Here is an 18975-nt window from a genome sequence, read left to right on the forward strand (position 1 = left end):
GATTATTCATTTCCCTTGTCCCTTTACTCCAAATTCTTTGTGCATTTCCCGATGCACGTACCCCACTCACTGAGGGATATGCTCGGCATAGTAGCACGCGAAATGGGAATGTGAAGAGGGGCCGGAGGCGCCCGTCAAGGGAAGACACAACCCATCAAGAACCAATAACCGCAGGTAGAACATATTCCGCACATGTTCTGCATAATACTTTTCAACAGACATGCAAATTCACAGTTTCTTCATAAATTGTTGACAAACACAGGAGATGAAAGAAGGGAGCGGACGTGCTAAAATACAGCCATCGGTGCCCCGCCAAGCCGGGCAGCGTGTTTTGGCAAGGCCGGGAAACTTTCGACGGAGACCCGGCCTATTTCTTTAACCTAACGTACCTACCAAACGCTGTTCGTCGTTATCTATCCCTTTTAGAGCCCAATCTTACGATTCCGAGAACAACAGTAAATACTGCACAGACCGCAATAACAGTTTGAACATCCATGGCAACTCCAATCTCTCAAGCTGCCCAGGCGACGAAGCACCGTCGCTATTGTACTTCGCGATACCCATGAATGTTCAAAATACTTACCTTTTCGATAATGGAATATGACATGGGGAGGTGCTGTTCTACTCGTCGACAGCACGAGACACCGCCACCCCGTTTCTAGTAAAGACAGGGCGGCGGATAACGATTAGTTTGCTATTTCGAAGGTAAAGGTTATGTCGGCTAAGCCGGTGGAGAAGCCATCTCGATAGAAGATGACATCGGTCGGGTTGAGGTCTTCAATACCTATCGAGCAGTCCAACACGCCAGGATTCGCAGGACCTGTGGCAGTGGGAATGACAAATCCATCCGGGCGCGAAGGTACAAGAACCCCATCCAGATAGAGATCCAATAACCCCTTTCCCACCAGCGGTTTTACTATCAGGTGGAGTTTATCGAGAGCACTTGGCGCTACTGCCATGTCAGCTTCAGCATTCGAAATAGCCACCGCGCCTGCCACCCTCACGGGAGCAGCCGTCTGAGACGTCAGTCGCAGGGGCGCTTTGGTGATAGTGCCCGACGCGTCAACCGTGATCTTAGCGGAGGCGGGCGCCGTTGCCTTCAGGATGGGAGCGGTGAAGCGCGCGTACAGCGTCATGGTTGTCGCGTTCGGCTCGATTGTGGTGCCGAATTCCACCTTGCTACCTTCCCCATCAAACCAGCCCTCGAAGGCCACACCGTAGCGCGATGCCAACTGCGGGTCGACCAGCGTGCTGCCTTGTGCCACCACCACACTTTGCCACAGCGTATAGTTGGAGTTGCCGGTGGTATCGGGGATCATGAAGTTCACCGTGCACATGCCCGTCGGCATGTCCTGCCCGCCGTTGGTAGCCACCAAGGTGCGCTTGTAGTTCGTCTTCCAGTAGGCCTCCGTCGCAGCCGCATCGCCGCCATCGACGGAAAGTTTCGCCAGATCGGAGCCTGCGTAGTAAGTAGTAATCTCAGTAGCATCAGCAGCGGGGGCAAACAGCGTCTCCACGCCTAACACACCTTGCAACCCCGTGAGATCAAGTGAAGCTGGCAGCGAAGTGAGTGCCGAGCAGCCCCTGAACATGTTCGTCACCTCGCTAACCCGAGAAGAATCCGGAATGGAGAATCCCTCGGGCAGCGCCGCAAGTGTCGTACATCTGGTGAACATGCTCGAGAGGTCGATCTTCTTTTCCTGGTTGGTGCTTGCCGGGATGGTAAACCCAGCTGGTAGCGAGGTCAAAGCCGCGCAGCCACCAAACATGGCCGACGCATTGGAAAGATTGGTCGGCAGCAAAAACGAACTCGGCAGTTGCTTTAACTTCGGGCAATTCCAGAACAGATAGTTCGCGTCAATTACCCCCTCCGGCAAGGCGAAGCCCTCCGGAAGCGACACGAGTTCGAGGTTCTCGCCGAAGATGATAGCAGCCCTTTTCAGGTATGGTGGGAGTTTAAAGCCCTCGGGTAGCGTTTTAAATTGACACCCTCTGAACGTGCCTGTCATATTGGTGAGCGAATCGGGTAGCGTAAAGGTCCCCGGAAGGGCAGCGAGTGATGTGCACATATTAAACGTATGATCGAGAGACACGGTGCCCTCAGGCACATACACCCCGTTTATGTTGTTCAAGCCATACATTCCGGAGAACCAATAGTCCATATCACCGGAGGCTCCATCGTCTCCACCAACAAGAATGCCATCACTCATCTGAACCTTTAGCACATGCGCCCTGAACGGCGACCAATAGCTGGTTCTTGGAGAATCATGGGCATCATCGACGGGAGCCCGGAACAGCTTCTTTATTTTCGCGCCCGGCACGGTGGCCTCGATTTTGAGGACATGGGTGTCCTGATCAAACGACCATGTGGCTCCCTGGCCCTCGGTGCCGTCGGGATTGATGGTGGGTAGTGTGCCGCCGGTTGTTTCGTAGAGTGCGTAGAGGTAGATGTCCTTATCGAGTTTCAGCGGGAATGTGGCGGGATCTGTGCATTCCTCGTCCAGGTACCAGCCTTTGAAGGTTTGGAAGGCGCGGGGTGCAGCTGCTGGCGCAATCTCGATAACGTTGCTAGCATTCGCGTACAGCCTCTTCCACACCGTGGGATAGGCGCCGGTGGCGTCGGGCAACCGCAGGCTGGCAATATACTGGCGATTAGAGTCACCGGCCTTCACGATAGTGCGGCGCTGCACCGTTTCCCAATTCCCCACCAGGGCAATCTCCTCGTTGGTCGCAGGGAAATACGTCGGTAGTGGATCAGGCTTCGGCGACGTTACCGCGTTAAACCCGAATACATTCCAGTTCTGTTTTAAGTTTTGCCGGAATGCTCCGTTTTCTGGCATCTTGATAACATTTTCTAAAAGATGCGCAGGAAGCGTCGTGAGTTTAGGGCAATTCATAAACAGTTCTTGGATGTTCGTTGCCGTTGAAGGTATCTTCAGATTTTCAGGAAGCGACGTCAGATTAAGACACCAATAGAACATGCCTTTCATCTGGCTTAATCCCTCGTGCAACATAAAGTTTTCTGGAAGTGCCGAGATTCCCGTTTGGAAGAATAAGCAGTAAGCCACCTCAACTGTTGTAGGCAAAACAAAGTCATCTGGCAGCGTTTTTAGGTTGCTGCACGACTGCAACATGCCGCCCACCCTCTTCAAGTTTTTCACACCCTCAAATATACCGTCGGGAAGCACTCGCAAACTCGAACAGAAGTAAAGCAAGAAACTCGCATCTTCACAGTTTTCCGGAATAAAGAACCCCTTGCTTACATCGGTCAGAGGCATGCGCTTGAACCAACCCACAGCATCGCGTGCCTTTACGTTGCGCTCCATGCGAACAGCAGTAACATCATTTGAGTATGGCTCCCAATACTTGTCTCTCACTTCGTCGAATTTGAACCCGAGCGGAGCGACCGAGCTGCCGTTTTCGCACACGATGTGGAGGGCGCCATCGGTGGCAATGCCCCACCAGGCGTCCTGACCTGTGGTGCCGTCGGGGTTTTCGGTGGGCAGCAGGCCTTCGTCTGTACCCTTGCCGCCGTGCTTGGTCCACTTGGCGTAGAGCGTCGTTGCCTCCGCGACCGGACGTGAGAAATCGAACGCCTTGAGGCAATCCTCGTCAGCGAACCAACCTATGAACCCATAACCTTCTCTCTGGAGAGTCCCCAGATCGGGCACTATGCCGTCATCGCTAGTGAACACAGAGGCTGACGTTTCAAACACGTTCGTATCCGGGTTCATTACCTTATACTCAACCGGATACAACCCCCTATCAGCCACGCCATCGTCCGTCGTTATAAGCGTACGATTCTGACTGGCCCAGTCGAAGTTGAGCACGTTGGAATCGTCGCCCTGGTAATAAGTCGCCACACGCGGAGCGCCCGATTCCACGTCGCAACCGAATGGCGCTGCACCATTGTCAGCCGCATGGTTAGCGCGATCCAAGGGGAACGAGAAGCCGTCGGGCAGCGACGTGAGCGATGGACAGTCTCGCAGCACGTTAAACAGCTTAACCTCGGGGTTTGTAAAGCTGAAACCCGCTGGCAGTGACACTAAATCTTTGCACTGATAGAACATGCCCGCAGGATTGCTCACGGAAGCGGGCACCTTAAACGACGAAGGCAGCGCAACAATAGCCGAACCAGCAAACATGCTGTAGGTATCAATGGTATTCGATGCCAGCGAGAAGCCCTCAGGCACTACCTTGAGTGAGCTACATTTCTGGAAAAGCGAGCCCACGTTCACTACGTTCTCCGGCATCACAAATCCTGAAATGTCGGTGAGATTCGTGCAACCATAAAACCAATAGGAGAAGTTGTTATTGCGGATAGAGGGACACATTTGCACGCTCACGATGTCGCTACGATACGGAGCCCAGTGATTCGTCTTCTCATCTGGGCTGTCGAACCAACCAAACCCTTGGATGACTCCTCCTCCCCTGACATACAGCGTGCCCTCATCAGTCAGAGTCCAGAAAGCACTTCCCGAGTTCGCCTGACAGGGCAACTCGCCCTCGCGTGTTCCCGGTGCAAGCTTGCCGTAGATGGTGGTATCAGCTTCGAACGCCTTCGAAAAGTCCACCCGCTGCGTGCACCCAGGGTCGGCATACCACAACGTGAACACGTGGCCCACCCGCGAAGGTACAGCTGACGGCTCTGTAAGCAAACCAGACTCATCGGTGTAGGCCGTAGTCCAATATGACCCTCCGGCTGGGTCATCCGAGGATATAAAGTTGAGCGTAACAGTCTTCGAACCTTGAGGTTGGCTGGCAGAAGTCACGAGTGTACGGTTCGCTTCACCCCAAGGATAGTTCCTCACCGAGTCTTTGTTTCCTGGATAGAAAAGCGGTACCGCAGGACCTTCGACAGCAAACACTCCGGCCAACCAACTGGGAGCAATAGAAAAGGTAGGCATATCAAAATCAGCAGGTAAACTCGCCAACGACGTGCATCCTTCAAACATGCGCGCAAAGAGATTGGCTTTTGAAGGTATTTTCAGACCTGCAGGCAAACTCGTAAGCGACGAACAATTGAGAAACATGCCATAGGTCGAGGTAATGTTATCGGGTATAACAAAGCCCTCTGGTAATCTTTCAAGCGAAGTGCATTCTGAAAATATACCTTCAGCCCCCTTCTCTTCAGTAATATTGTTTGACAACCTGAACCCATCGGGAAGGCTTACGAGATTCGAGCACTTATCAAACAGAGCGTTGCAACGCGTGACTGAATCAGGCACCGTGAAGTCTTCAGGCAACGAAGCGATGGCCGTCATCGAAAGCATGCCATGAACATTTACGTTTGTGCCGGAACGGGGTATGCGCACTCCCCCGATAGATTCAAGGCTCGAACAATTGATGAACATTCCCTGCAAATCGTTCGCATCGTCAGGCACAATCAGCCCTTCAGGCAAGGCTTTAAGGTTTAGGCAGGAATGGAACATGTTACGCATCTTTTTGAGACTAGCAAGCGAGAAGTTCTCAGGGAGACTTTCGAACGAGTTGCAAGCAAACGTACCTTGAGCGCTCTGTGCACTGACTGGAATTCGCACGCCCGAAATATCGAGCAGCCCCGGCATTTCGACGAACCAAAAATCAATATCGAGTGCATCAAGGTTTGCATCCATCACAACCCTTTTAACAAAGGGGCGCACCGGACCCCAATAACCTGTCGACCACGCTTTCCAGCCCCATCCAAGATTTTGCACGACCGCACCCTGGCGATCAGCCCAAATGCGTAGCGTGCCGTCGGAGGTAAATTCCCAGTGGGCGTTCGTTGTGTTGTTGTCGGTAGGCAGATCACCGCTCATGGGTGAGAACTTGGTGAAGTTGTAACTCTTCGTCCAGACTTCTTCCATTGTCGCAAAGGGTTCGTTTTTGCCATCTTGTGACACTGCGGGCAATACGACCGTGGCGTTGCCTTTTGCCGCGTCGTCGAATGCCGCAGCGATGCCAGCACCAGCGAAACTGCTGGGCGCGAAGATTGCGCTCAGCGAAGCGCAGTTGGCGAATGCTTCTGCGCCCACAGCGCTCAGTCCCGCCGGAAGCGATACGGCCGTGAGACCTGCGTTTTTGAATGCTTTGAGACCAATTCGAGTTACAGAACTCGGTAACTCTAGAGATCGAAGGGCCGAACAGTTCTCGAACACGGATTCCTCAATTGAGCGTAGCCCCACGGGAAGTTTCACCTTTTCAAGGCTGGTATCGTTGCTGAAGGCCGTAAGGGAGAGGCTTTCCAAACTCGAATTCTCGGCGAACTCTACCAATTTGAGTAATGTATTGCCGTTGATTGCAGACACGTCCACAGTCTTTAAGCTTTCAGGAAAGCTTAAAGACTCAAGCCCAGTATAGGAAAACGAGTTAACCCCGATTTTCTCTAACATCGAGTCGGCCGAGAACTGCACCGACTTTAACGCCATGCAGCCCGCAAAGGCTCTCACACTTATCACGTTCACTGTGTCCGGAATAACGCATAGTTCGATATTCGCCCCGACGAAGGCTTCAGGTGCTATTTCAACAACGTCGTAATTTTCCTCACCTAAGCGATGCGAAGAAGGCAACTCAAGTCGTCCCGACAGCGCTGAAGGACTCACTGCAAACACCATGAGACTCTTTCCGTCCGGGCGCATGCGGTACGTTAAGCCTCCGTCAACGACGTCTTGTTCCCATTTCGCGTGCAACTTCATATCACTTTCTACCGGCTGCAACGCGTCCCAACGCTGAGTGCAGTCGGCATCTAAGAACCAGCCAGCAAACCCATTTCCCGGCTTCGACATGCCCATCTTAGGAATAGTTGATCCTTTGGGAATAAGCCTTTGAACGCTTTGAGGAGCGCCTCCATTGCCCTCAAACGTCACCGTGCAAAGTTCCTGCTGCGCAAGCACGATATTCTCGTTCGGTATGCCATATCCGTTAGTTTGATTAGCCTTCTCCCAAGTAGTCTTATCGATTTGGGAGTTGACGAACACCTTGAGATTCTCCATGGGGTGGCCGCCAAAAGCATTGGGATGAAGAGAGCTCTCGGGAATACTTCCCTGAATTCTCATTTCTTCAAGCGCGAGCGTATGGGCAAAGACATTGTCGGAAAGTTCCGTGATGCCTGAACCTACTACAACGTTTTCTAAGAGCGTGCATTTCATGAAGGCCGCAGCACCCAGTGTTGTGACAGAATCTGGGATCACTACCGATTTCAGGGAGTAAAGCGACATGAAGGCATTGGTACCGATGGTCTCAAGACTTTTAGGTAGTTCAAGGGATTGCACCATCTGGCAGCTATTAAATGCACTGACTTGAATAGTTTTAACTTTGCTGTTTGGCTCAAAACTAATTGAGGTGAGGGCTAAGCAACTTTTGAAACCGACGTAGGCCACCTCTGTCACCTCATAGGTGATGCCTTCATGCTCGACCATTGCCGGAATGACCAGATCGCCCGCTATTTCAGTATTCGCCGCAGCCACGGATACCGAAGGCGTCCCTTCCGTGGCGAGTACGGTATAGCGCAGCATCTGGCCTGAAGGGGCGAGGGCTTCAAATGTTGTGCTGGTTGCGAGCGTCTGTGTTATTGAAATTGTCGAAGGCTCGTCATTGAGCGGCGCGAGAAGATCAATCACAGGCGCTTCGTTGTTCGCTGGCTCTTCTTGTTCGCTTGTTGTGCTCGAAGTTGGCTGCTCTTCCGCGACAGGTGGAGCAGAGGTGGCGGAGACTTCCACCGTGCGGGTTGCGCGGGCGAGTTCTTGGTTGTTAAGGGTGAGGGTGGCGGTGACTTCGGAGGTGCCGGGGGCTTTGGCGGTTACGGTGCCGTCAGGGGCGACGGAGAGGGGCTTGGCGGCGTAGGAGAAGGAGAGTTCCAGAGGGTTGGGGGCTTCTGCCAAACCACTGTCGAAGAGGTTGGCTTGCTGGCCTACTTCGAAAGTGAGAGGCTCTTCGGAATAGGCCAGGCCATAGGGCAGCACGTGGTTGTTGTTGGCGAGAAGGCCCAGGTTCCAAGGGTAGGTGTTGTCTGCGTTGTAGGGGCAGTAGATGGAGAGGTTGACGCAGCTCGCCAGGGCGTCGTCGGTCACTTGCGGCGTGCCGAGGGCTACGATGCGCGTCAGTGACTCACAGGAGGCGAAGGCGCGCTGGCCGATTGCTTGCACGCTAGCGGGGAGCCACACGTTAGTAAGAGACGTGGCTTCGAAGGCGCGCTCGCCTATTTCACGCAGGGTGTCGGGGAGGCTCACGCTTGTGAGGTTCGCACATCCTGCGAAAGCAGCCTCGCCGATGGAGGTTACGGAGGCCGGCATCTTCATGCTCGTCAGCGATCCACGGTTTGCAAAGGCGTTCGCAGCTACAGTACTCACACGGTACGACACGCCTTTGATCTCGGCGGATACAGGGATTTCCACCTCAGCAGCAGGATCTTCCGCACCTTCCCACGTTACTGAAAGCGTGTAGTCATCAAGCAGGGTAAACACAAAGCCACTGGCAGCTTCGGCCTCGGCTCCCGGGCGCGAAGTCGCACCTGGCTCAGCAAGCTCAGCGAAGTGCTGGAAGCCGGCTGCTTCCCAAACGGCCTTGCTCTCCCCTGCGGGTAGCGCCACCACTGCGGAGGCTTTAACTTCATCGGCGAATGCGGTGGGATCAATCTCACGCACGTTCCCGAGTGCGGTGATTGATGCGAGATCCTTGCAACCAGCAAGCGCATACTCGCCGATGACTTCCGTTTCCGCCGGCAGAACAACTGCCCTGCCAACCACCTGCGGACATACGACGAGGGTCTTCATATCTTTGGAAAACAACATCCCGTTAAGCGATGCAAATGCGGTGCTGCCATCCCCGGTGGTGAGTGAGGAGCCCGGATGGCACAGGGAAAATGCCTGGGCAGGAACATAGATAGTAGAACCGGGGATGTTGGCAGCACCCTCCATGCCCTCGGGAATGAGCAGGAGACGCGAATAATCTTTGGTGAAGAGCATGCCATCGTGCGAGACGAAGGTCTCGTTCTTGGCGCTCACGGTGATTGATTTGAGAGAGGTGCAACCCATGAGGGCATCGGGGTCTACCTCGCGCAGGGTTGCAGGAAGCGAAATGGAGGTGAGTTCCGCACACTTCGTGAAAGCATTCTTCGTGATGGCAGCTACCTCGTAAGTGGTGGTACCACTGGTCACAGAGGCAGGTACCGACAGGTCACCCTTAGGCGGCGTCGCAGCCGAGCCCACAAGGGTCGCGGTGCTAGTGGCAGCATCAATTTCGAACACAAGGCCATCGACCACGATGGAAACAGCGCCCGTGTCTGAGGGCAACACGACCGTGCCAGCTACCTGGCCGGACGCATCAGATGAACCCGCAACCCGTGCAGGAGCACTTTCGTTTTCGTTTTCGTTGGAAGATTGGTCGAGTGGGACCTGTTGGGAAAACTGAGCGGTATCACCACTCACGTTCGAAGAATCAGTAGCTCCCTCCGCGCCAGAAGCGTCAGAGGTTTCGGGGTCTAGAGGCTCAGAAAGCCCCCCCCCCCCGGAGGTTTTCGGATTCAGCAGTGTCTGCGAATGCAGGCAGAGTACCGGTCGTCAGAGCACACGCAAGCGTCACCGCGCACGCAACCCTGCCGAGCCGTACAGCTCGACGGTTACCATTCATTCCCTTGTCCCTTTACTCCAAAAGCCAGTGCATTTCCCGATGCACATACCCCACAAATGCGGGATATGTTCGGCATAGTAGCACGCGCCAAGGGAATGTGAAGGGCACCCTCACTCCCCCATCACAAGGAGAAGCCAGGGCGCCCAAGGTGATAACCGCAGGTAGAATATATTCCGCGCAGGTTAACTAAGATACTTTTCAGCAAACCCGCTAATTCACAGTTTCTTCACAAATAGTATCGCGCTCTCACGAGGCAAGTACTGCGGCTCGATACGTCAGCTGAGCGACATCGGTGCTCCAGCCGTCGCCGAGGAAGTTTATACGAACATCTGACGGAAGCGTCAGCCCGAGCGAAAGCTCCAACTCACCCGGCATCGCAGACCCCGTGGCCGCAGGCACGCGGAACGAACTGCCGCCCACTCCCGTATCACCCAAATACACCTGATACGTGCGCTTGCCAACGCCCACTTCCACCGCAAGCGAGGCGCGATCTTCCGCACGTGGCAGTACCTCGGAAGCCGCATTCGCCTCAGTGCAGTCCAGCGTGAAAGCAACCGGCTCCGGCGTGTACGACCTGACGCGCGCCACAGCGGGCGTCAGGGTGCCGTCAGCCGCCACATTCACCCGCACCTTCGAAGGCACTTCAAGCCGCACGATGGGAGTAAGCGTGCCGTAGAGCACCGTGTTTTGCGTGAGCGTTTGCGCTCCAAAATTGAACACCTCCCCCGCCTCGGTGCGCCAGCCATCGAACGCGTAGCCAAACTGCGAACGAGCTCCCGGATCAGGCACTTTGCCGGACGCATCCGTAAGCACCGTCATATAGGTTGACCAGTCAGCCTGTCCGGCAACCTTGGTTTTGAACGTAACCGTTACAGCACCACCCAGCGAGGCAACATCGGTTACGAGCGTTCGCTTGTAGTTCGCAAGCCAATATGATGCTGCATCATTTCCAGCAATGGCAAGCTTGGCAAGGTCGCCCCCCACCACGTAGGTAGAACGTGGCGCTCCTACGCTAAACATGCTGCTTAGGCCCTCGCACGTGGACGGCACACTGCGCAGGTCGAGGCTTGCCGGCAGCGTGGTGAGAGACAGGCAACCCGAGAACATACCCGCAACGTTCTTCAACACAGTAGCATCGGCAAACACAAAGCCCTCAGGAAGCGCCATAAGCGACGTGCACTGGTAGAACATATTGCGCGTGTCGGTCACCTTAGCTGGAATGGTAAAACCAGCCGGCAGAGATACCAGGTTTGTGCAGCTTTCAAACATTGCTCCGCAATTCGCCAGCTCATCGGGAAGTCTGAACGTCGAAGGAAGTTCCTTCAACGGCGTTTGCGAAAACATATAAGAGGTGGTCGCAGCTTTTGATGGTAGCGTAAAACCGTCCGGCAGCGAGGTAAGCTTGGAGCTCCCAAACGTTGCCGACAGGATTGTGGCGTTCGACGGCAGCTTGAACGACGCCGGCAAGCTTTCCAGGCCGGTTCCGAGGAACAGTCCATCCAAATTAGTGACGTGATCAGGTATAACAAAATTGTTGGGCAGCGATGTTAAGCTTGAGCATTGTGCGAACAGGTGGGTAACATCAGTCGCTCCTGCGGGGAACTTGAACTCGGACACATCCACCAGATTCGTCATACCAGAGAACCAGAAACGAAGATCATTCTGGACGCGCACGTTGTTTTCAATAACAACCTTCTCCACCCTATCGCGCAGTGGGCTCCAGTACCCGGTGCGCGGCGTGCTGTTGATGTCGCCGTTTTCTGGCAAGTTCCAGAGCGTCATTATCTCCGCGCCCTCCACATCGCACCTGATGGTGAGCGTGCCGCGGTCGAACGACCAGGAAGCTTCCTCGCCTGTGGCGCCATCGCGAACTGTTGGTAGTAGTCCTGCTGCGGCGGCGTACTTGCCGTAGAGTTTGGTGTCGGTTGTCAAGGTGTCTGAGAAGTTGAACTTGGTTGTGCATTCGCGCGTGGTATACCAACCGAGGAATGCGGCACCCTCGCGCCCGGGAACGATCGGTTCGTCCAGAGCGGCGTCTTTTTTGGCAAGCTGCTCAAACCACGGAACATCGCCAAAGGCACCCGCGCTGTCGGACAGGTAGAATCTCACCTTCACCGAATCCTCAGGAACGGTGGTTACGATCTCGCGGTTCTGACCGCCCCAGTTGTAGCTGTTTACACTCGATGATGAATCGGCTCCACCTGCAAAGTATGTTTTCAGTTTCTCGGTGCCGCCCGCCATAAACGGGTTCGTTGAATCATTCGCTACATCCAGAGGGAAATCGAAACTCGCAGGCAAATAAGTCAGACTGTCGCATCTCGAGAACATGCTAGTCATCCTGTTTGTCGAACTACCCACTGAATCTGGCACTTTGAATCCTTCGGGCAGCGATTTCAAGGAACTGCATCCATTAAAAAGGCCGCCCGCATTCTTCACGGACTGAGGAAGTGCGAACGTTGACGGCAGCGATTCCAACTCACTGCACGAGTTAAACATCCGATCAATAACCTCCAAATTCGTTGAGGAAGCAATAGATTTACCCAGCGCCTCTGGGATGGTACGTATAGACGCGTTCTGAAAAAGACAAATTGCAGTGGTAACCTTGCTGGGCAGGCGAAAGGATTCCGGAATATCACGCAATGAGAAACATCCGTTGAACATTGAGTTCATATTGGTAACCGACTCTGGAATAATGAAGTTATCTGATATGGCTTCCAGATTACTACAGGCAAAAAATAGACAGCTAATGCTCTGCACATCGTCTGGTATATGCACCTTCTCGATATTAACAAGGTTTGACATGCGATGAAACCAGCAATACATGGTTTCCGCACGGAGAGAATCGCTCATGACAATGCGCCGTACACTGTTACGAACAGGGTACCAATGGGTATTGTTCTTCTCAAAGCCATCCCATGTCCAGCCCAAGTCTTTCACCTTGCCGTCACCCATGATCATGAGCGTGCCGTCGCTGGTAATCTGCCACCACGCCTCGCCACTGTCAGGCACGACAGGTAGTTGGCCTTCTCCAACGGCCTTGTCGCGACCGCCGTACTTGATCCACTTGCCATAGATTTCGCGGTCGCTGTCGAGCGGCCGAGAGAAGTCGAAGGGCACCATGCAGTCTTCATCTTTGCACCAGCCGGTGAAGCCGTAGCCATCACGCGACGGTGTGCCCAAATCAGGCGCAAGACCAGCGTCATTTGTAAGCGCCGTCGAACGCGTGGTCCATGTGCCGTCGTCATTGCCGACGCGATAGATGACCGTAAACGCATTGCGGTCCCCCGCATCGGTAACAAGCGTGCGATTCTGGCTGGCCCAGTCGAAGTTGAGCACCGTGGTGTTATCGCCTGTGTAGTACGTAGGTACGCGCGCCGCCCCCTCAGCAATCGTGCAGAAAAACAGCATATCATCAGCACTTACCGTTGACGGGAAGGAAAAGCCCTCGGGGAGCGTGGTGAGCGACGGACAATCCTTGAACGCATTCTTCACATGAAGCACGCCGGCCGGAAGCGTGAAACCCTCGGGCAAGGACGAAAGTGCCTTGCAGCCAATAAACAGGCCCGAGACGTTCGTGATTTTACTCTTCTCCGAGAAAACGAACGTAGAAGGAAGCGAGCGTAGCGCTGAGCAGGAACCAAACGCGGAAGCAAGACTCTCCACGCTGTCAGGGATACTAAACCCTTCGGGCAACGCTTCAAGGGCACGACATCCCATGAACGCACGATGCAGCGTCACAGAGCCTTCTGGGATGAAGGCCTCGGACACATCGGACAACTTCTGCATGCTGTAGAACCAGTTCACCATCCCCTTCGCCTTCAAGGAAGGAGTCATGCATACACGAAACACTTTGGATCGGTAGGGACTCCATGCATACGCGCTGCCATACGCATCATCGTCAGGAATGCTGAAATTCACCGTGCCGCCACCCCTGATGTAAAGCGTGCCGTCATCGGCGAGCGACCACCAAGCGCTGCCAGTGCCTGGTTCGCAGGACAATGAACCGCCGAAGGAGCCCTCCGCGTACGTGCCGTAGATGGCGAACTTGCCGTCTGTACCAACGGAGAGACCATTGTCGGCGGGCGATTTCGAGAAGTCGTAGCGCTTTGTACACTCCTGGTCAGCGTACCAAAGGGTGAACACCTCACCAGCGCGCTCAGGTACGGCAGGCTCAGACACAAGACCGTTGTCACCCGGATCGACCACGCCCCATTCTTCCCACGCGCTGCCATCTTTGGAAGATAGGTTGAAAACCACCGACCCTTCATGCGGCGTGATAAGGGTACGATTATTTTCCTGCCATTGGCTTTCCGTAATGCTGAGCATGCCCTCATCACTGCCCGCGTAGTACAGCGGAGTTGGCGTGGCGGTATAGAACACATGGGACTGCGCGGCGGCATAACGGGATAACCCGAAGTTCTTCGGATAGATCAACAAGCTGTCGCAGGAGGCGAACATGTTCCGACACGCCGTTCCCTCAGCGGATATCGACGACGGAACGCGAAACTGCTCGGGAAGCGACGAGAGTCGCACACAGTCTTGAAACATTCCCGCCGTATTGGTGACACTCTCAGGTAAAACAAAACTCTCAGGGAGGGATTCGAGGGAAGTGCACTGGAAGAACATGCCTTCAACATCCTGGGATGCTTTTGCATTGAATGCGATTGAGAATCCTGCAGGCAGATTCTTCAAACTGCTACACCCCGAGAACATATACGAAAGGTTACACACAGCATTCCCAAACGCGAACCCGGCGGGAAGCGCCACCAGCGAGCTACAGGAGTTGAATAAAGATTGAGCATTCACGACTCCTGCAGGAATAACAAAGGTATCAGGCACGGTCGTCAAGGAAGTGCACTGCTCCATCATCTGCTTGATATTTTTAACAGTATCGGGGATGAGTAGCCGAGAGACATCGGTCAGGTTGTGCATGTCTTGGAACCACTTCGCCATACTCGGCGTGCCCGTAATGCTCACGTCCACGCTTTTGACGTACTCGCAGAACGGCTTCCAATGATCCGTCACCACGTCGATGTCCGCCCATCCGAAGTCGGCGACATCTTCCGCACTCCACACCTTAAGCACGCCTTCCGGGCTGAGAGACCAGCCGGCTTTAGTCTCGTTGGTGTTGAGGGCATCGAACACAGTAGGCAGAGCACCGTGGGGTTCAGCTACATGCACGGTTGTTGACCCCGAGGCCAGCGGAGCGCCTCCCCGGAACGTCATCTGTGCAGAGGCAGTGAACTCCCCAGTTGCACCTGCTATGGGAACCATTGAAAGCCGCTTGCCATCAGCAGATGGTGTACACTTCGCCAAGGAGTCGAAGCCATCTGAATACGACCAGGTGAACGTGATATCCTTCGCGAATGCCGAATCCTGAGGAATCGACAAAGAAGGCTCAAGCGCTGCCTCCGTGAAATTGGACGGCACAGCAAACGTTGCAGGAAGGCCTGCGGAAAACGCAACGGCATCGGTGATGGCTGGAGAGTCCTGGGCAGCCGCCGACATAGCCTGCCACGACGCAACTGCACCCTCCGGGCAGTACACCACGGGATCCCCACTGCGTAAGAACGACTTATTACTTGGATCGAATGCCACAGCGCCCGAAAGATCAAGAATTTCCTTCAGGCCGCCCATCAGGTCAAAGGTTGCCTCATCAATGGTCTTCAGCGTCGTCGGAAATACAAGAGCGCTTACCCAGTTTTTCGACTTGAACGACGCATTGCCGACTATCTCAACTCCCTCAGGAATGGCATAGCATCCATCAACAGCGCAGGTACGCGCCGCCGCACTATCGATAAGTTTCTTCCCATCCCCCGTGAGCAATGCCCCATTGACAATGCGGAACATCGAGCCTTCCTCTACGGTCACAGACGAAACATTTTCACAGCCAGCGAATGGGCCCGATCCGAACGATGTCACTGACTTCGGAATCCATATCGTTTCGAGTGATGTACAGGCTTCGAACACTAGCCCATCGACAGACTTCACAGTTGAGGGAAGTATCGCATCCTTCAACTGTGAACAACCGCGAAATGCGTTCCAACGAAGTTCTTCGACACCAAGCATAGCGGGAAGCGTGGTGAGTTTTTCGCACTTATCGAACGCCGCTCCGTAGAGTTTTTTCACCGTATTCGGAAGTGCGACAGACGTGAAAGAACAGTTCGCGAATCCACTATCAGCGACACCCGTCACGGTAAACGTATACGACGAGCCGCCCTGCTCGTAGGTCACCACTTCAGGCACCACGATATCGCCAGTTGGAGCCTTGGACGCGTCAGTGCTTTTACTCACATCAACTTGTCCAGCGTTGCCGGAAATGTTTGTGATGGTATAGCGATACCAGGTGCCGCTGGATGCCTGCTGCTCAAAAGAGGAACCCACCGTTGGAACAGAAACATCAGCCATAAGATTGATCGATGAATTCAATTGGGCGAATGACGAAATGGGGGGTATCGGTGTTGCGAGCCTATCTTTGTCCTTGAACTCTTCATGCGTTAAGGAATTCGCAGGGAGATCGGCACCTGCGTCTTCGGAGGCTACAGTTATCTCTACGGTACGGATGGCGCGGGCGAGTTCGTGATTGTTGAGGGTGAGGGTGGCGGTTACTTCGGAGGTGCCGGGGGCCTTACCGGTGACAGTGCCGTCGGGGTCGACGGAAATTGGTTTTGCGGCGTAGGAGTAGGAGACTTCGCAGGGTTCAGGGGCTTCGTTGAAGGTGCCTTCGAAGAGGTTGGCGGATTGGCCTGTCTCCAGGTGGAGGGGCTCTTCGGAGAGAGTGAGGCCATAGGGCATGAGATGGTTGTTATTCGCGATAAGGCCCAGGTTCCAGGGGTAGGTGCCTTCTGGGTTGTAGGGGCTGTAGATGGAGAGGTTGGCACAGCTCACCAGGGCGTCGTCGGCTACTTGCGGGGTGCCGAGAGCAACGATACGAGTCAGGGACTCACAGGAAGCGAAGGCGCGAGAGCCGATGTATTGTACACTCGCGGGGAGCCAGATGTCTGTGAGGCTCGTGGCCTCGAAGGCGCGCTCGCCTAGTTCGTTCAGATTCCCGGGAAGTTGAATGTCTGCGAGGTTCGCGCAGCCTGCGAAGGCGGCTTCACCGATAGAGGTGATGCTTGCGGGGAGTTTTAAGCTGGTTAGTGAGCCACGGTTTGCGAAGGCGTTGGTGGCGATGGTGCTCACGCGATAGCTTACGCCGTTGATCTCGGCGGATGCGGGAATCTCAAGGTCAGCGGCGGGATCTTCGGCACCTTCCCAGGTGACTGAGAGGGTGTAGTCATCAAGCAGGGTAAACACGAGACCGCTTGCGTCTTCAGCATCAACTTCGGAGCGAGTTGTTGCGCCGGGCGCGGCAGGTTCGGCGAAATGCTGGAAGCCGGCTTGCTCCCAGACAGCTTTACTCTCCCCTGCTGGGAGTGCCACTACAGCGGAGGCTTTGACTTCGTCGGTGAAGGCCGTCGGGTTGATCTCACGCACGTTCCCAAGCGTGGTGATTGCGGTCAGGTCTTTACAACCAGCAAGTGCGTACTCGCCGATAGTTTCCGTTTCAGCAGGTAGCACGACGGCGTTCCCGATAGCCGGCGGGCAGGAAACCAAGGTCTTTAGGTCCTTTGAAAAAAGCATCCCGTTAAGCGTAGTAAATGCGGCGCTGCCATCCCCGGCAGTGAGTGAGGAGCCCATAAGAAGGCATCGGGACAATGCCTGGGCGGGAACAGTAGTTGTAGAACCGGGGATGTTGGCAGCACCCTCCATGCCCTCGGGAATGAGCAGGAGTTTCGAGTAGTCTTTTGAGAACAGCATGCCGTCAGAAGCCGAGAAAGCTTCGTTTTTGCTGTTGACGGTGATTGATTTGAGCGAGGGGCACCCAGCAACTGCGTCGGGGTCCACTTCGCGCAAGGTTGCAGGAAGCGACACGGAAGTGAGTTCCGAACACTTCGCGAACACATTCTTCGCGATGGCAGTTACCTCGTAGGTGGTGGTACCACTGGTCACAGAGGCAGGCACCAGCAGGTCACCCTTCGGCGGTGTTGCAGCCGAACCCACAAGAGTCGCGGTTTTGGTGGTATCGTCAATTTCGAAAACAAGGCCATCGCTCACGATGGACACCGCGTTAGCATCAGCCGGCAACACGACCGTGCCAGCTACCTGGCCGGACGCATCAGATGAACCCGCAACCTGTGCAGGAGCACTTTCGTTTTTGTTTTCGTTGGAAGGTTGGTCGAGTGGGACCTGTTGGGAGAACTGAGCAGTATCACCACTCGAGTTCGAAGAATCAGTAACTTCCTCCACGCCAGAAGCGTCAGAGGTTTCGGGGTCTATAGGCTCAGAAAGCCCCCCCCCCCCGGAGGTTTTCGGATGTTGTGCCCGCGTATGCAGGCAGAGTACCGGTCGTCAGGGCACACGCAAGCGTCACTGCGCACGCAGCCCTGCCGAGCCGTACAGCTCGACGGTTACAATTCATTCCCTTGTCCCTTTACTCCAAAAGCCAGTGCATTTCCCGATGCACATACCCCACAAATGCGGGATATATTCGGCATAGTAGCACGCGCCAAGGGAAAGTGAAGGGCGCCCGCGCTCCCCCATCATGAGAAAGAGCCAGGACGCCCAAGGTCATAACCGCAGGTAGAACATATTTCCCAGCCATGCTGTAGCTAACTCACCACAAGCTTAACGAATTCACAAGTTTTACACAAAATGGCATCACGGCAAAGTTATCCAAAATCAGATGCTTCCTTCTCATCTGATGCGGTCGTCTTACAAGTTAATACGTGCTTCAAGAACTTCTACATACGTGTTAAAATCCGTATTATAAGAAACTATTTCGTACGGAATTGAGGCTGATATGGATGCAGTTAAGGATGGAAAGCTCACTTTCAGTCGCGACCAGATAATCACGTCGTCGCAGGCCGCGAAGAACTTTGGTGAGGCGCGCCGGCGCGCCAAGCAGGCTCCCCTGTACGTGTCGGATCGCAACAGTGGCATCGACACCGTCATCGTCGACTACGACACTTTCGAATCGCTGGCAGTTGAGTTGGAAGAGCTACGCCAGCAGCGCTTCTACGACGCTGCAGCTACGCGCCTCTCCCAGGGCGAAGCCGACCCCGAGCGTCGATCGATTGCGCTGGAAGATGTTATGGGCGAAGCGCGCTATGCCGAGTGGCTAGCGAGCGATCCCGATGCCGTGTCCGACGAGGATCTCTTCGAATGAGTAGCCATCGGCCGCCGAGACAAAGGTGAAGTGTTTACTATTGCCGAGCGCAGGCTAGATTCCAGTGATGACAATCAGAAAGAAACGATGCCCGGTTAGCGCATCGAAATACATTCAAAACTATCGAGCGGGGCGACTTCCGCCCCGCTCGATGCGTC

3 protein-coding genes and 1 pseudogene are annotated in these 18975 nt (G+C 54.6%); 1 reads left to right on the top strand and 3 read right to left on the bottom strand.

What is annotated here, in order from left to right:
• Positions 1–686: 686 nt before the first annotated feature.
• The 3 genes and pseudogenes from QNJ86_RS12065 to QNJ86_RS12070 all read right to left on the bottom strand — a co-directional run bounded on the left by QNJ86_RS12065 (position 687) and on the right by QNJ86_RS12070 (position 17898).
• Positions 687–8894: a leucine-rich repeat protein gene (locus tag QNJ86_RS12065; RefSeq protein WP_283832887.1), complete on the bottom strand. Its 8208-nt coding sequence runs from the start codon at positions 8892–8894 to the stop codon at positions 687–689.
• An 84-nt stretch (positions 8895–8978) separates the two neighbouring features.
• A pseudogene (locus QNJ86_RS13945) lies at positions 8979–9404 on the bottom strand (leucine-rich repeat protein); the annotation flags it as partial.
• 448 nt (positions 9405–9852) lie between these two features.
• Positions 9853–17898, bottom strand: coding sequence for a leucine-rich repeat protein (locus QNJ86_RS12070; RefSeq protein ID WP_283832888.1), 8046 nt, complete (start codon positions 17896–17898; stop codon positions 9853–9855).
• Between the two features lie 553 nt (positions 17899–18451).
• Here QNJ86_RS12070 and QNJ86_RS12075 point away from each other — a divergent pair.
• Complete coding sequence (locus tag QNJ86_RS12075) at positions 18452–18817, top strand: hypothetical protein (RefSeq protein WP_283832889.1); 366 nt, start codon at positions 18452–18454, stop codon at positions 18815–18817.
• The last annotated feature ends 158 nt before the right edge of the window (positions 18818–18975 follow it).

The sequence above is a fragment of the Gordonibacter faecis genome, assembly GCF_030077735.1.
Classification (GTDB): domain Bacteria; phylum Actinomycetota; class Coriobacteriia; order Coriobacteriales; family Eggerthellaceae; genus Gordonibacter; species Gordonibacter faecis.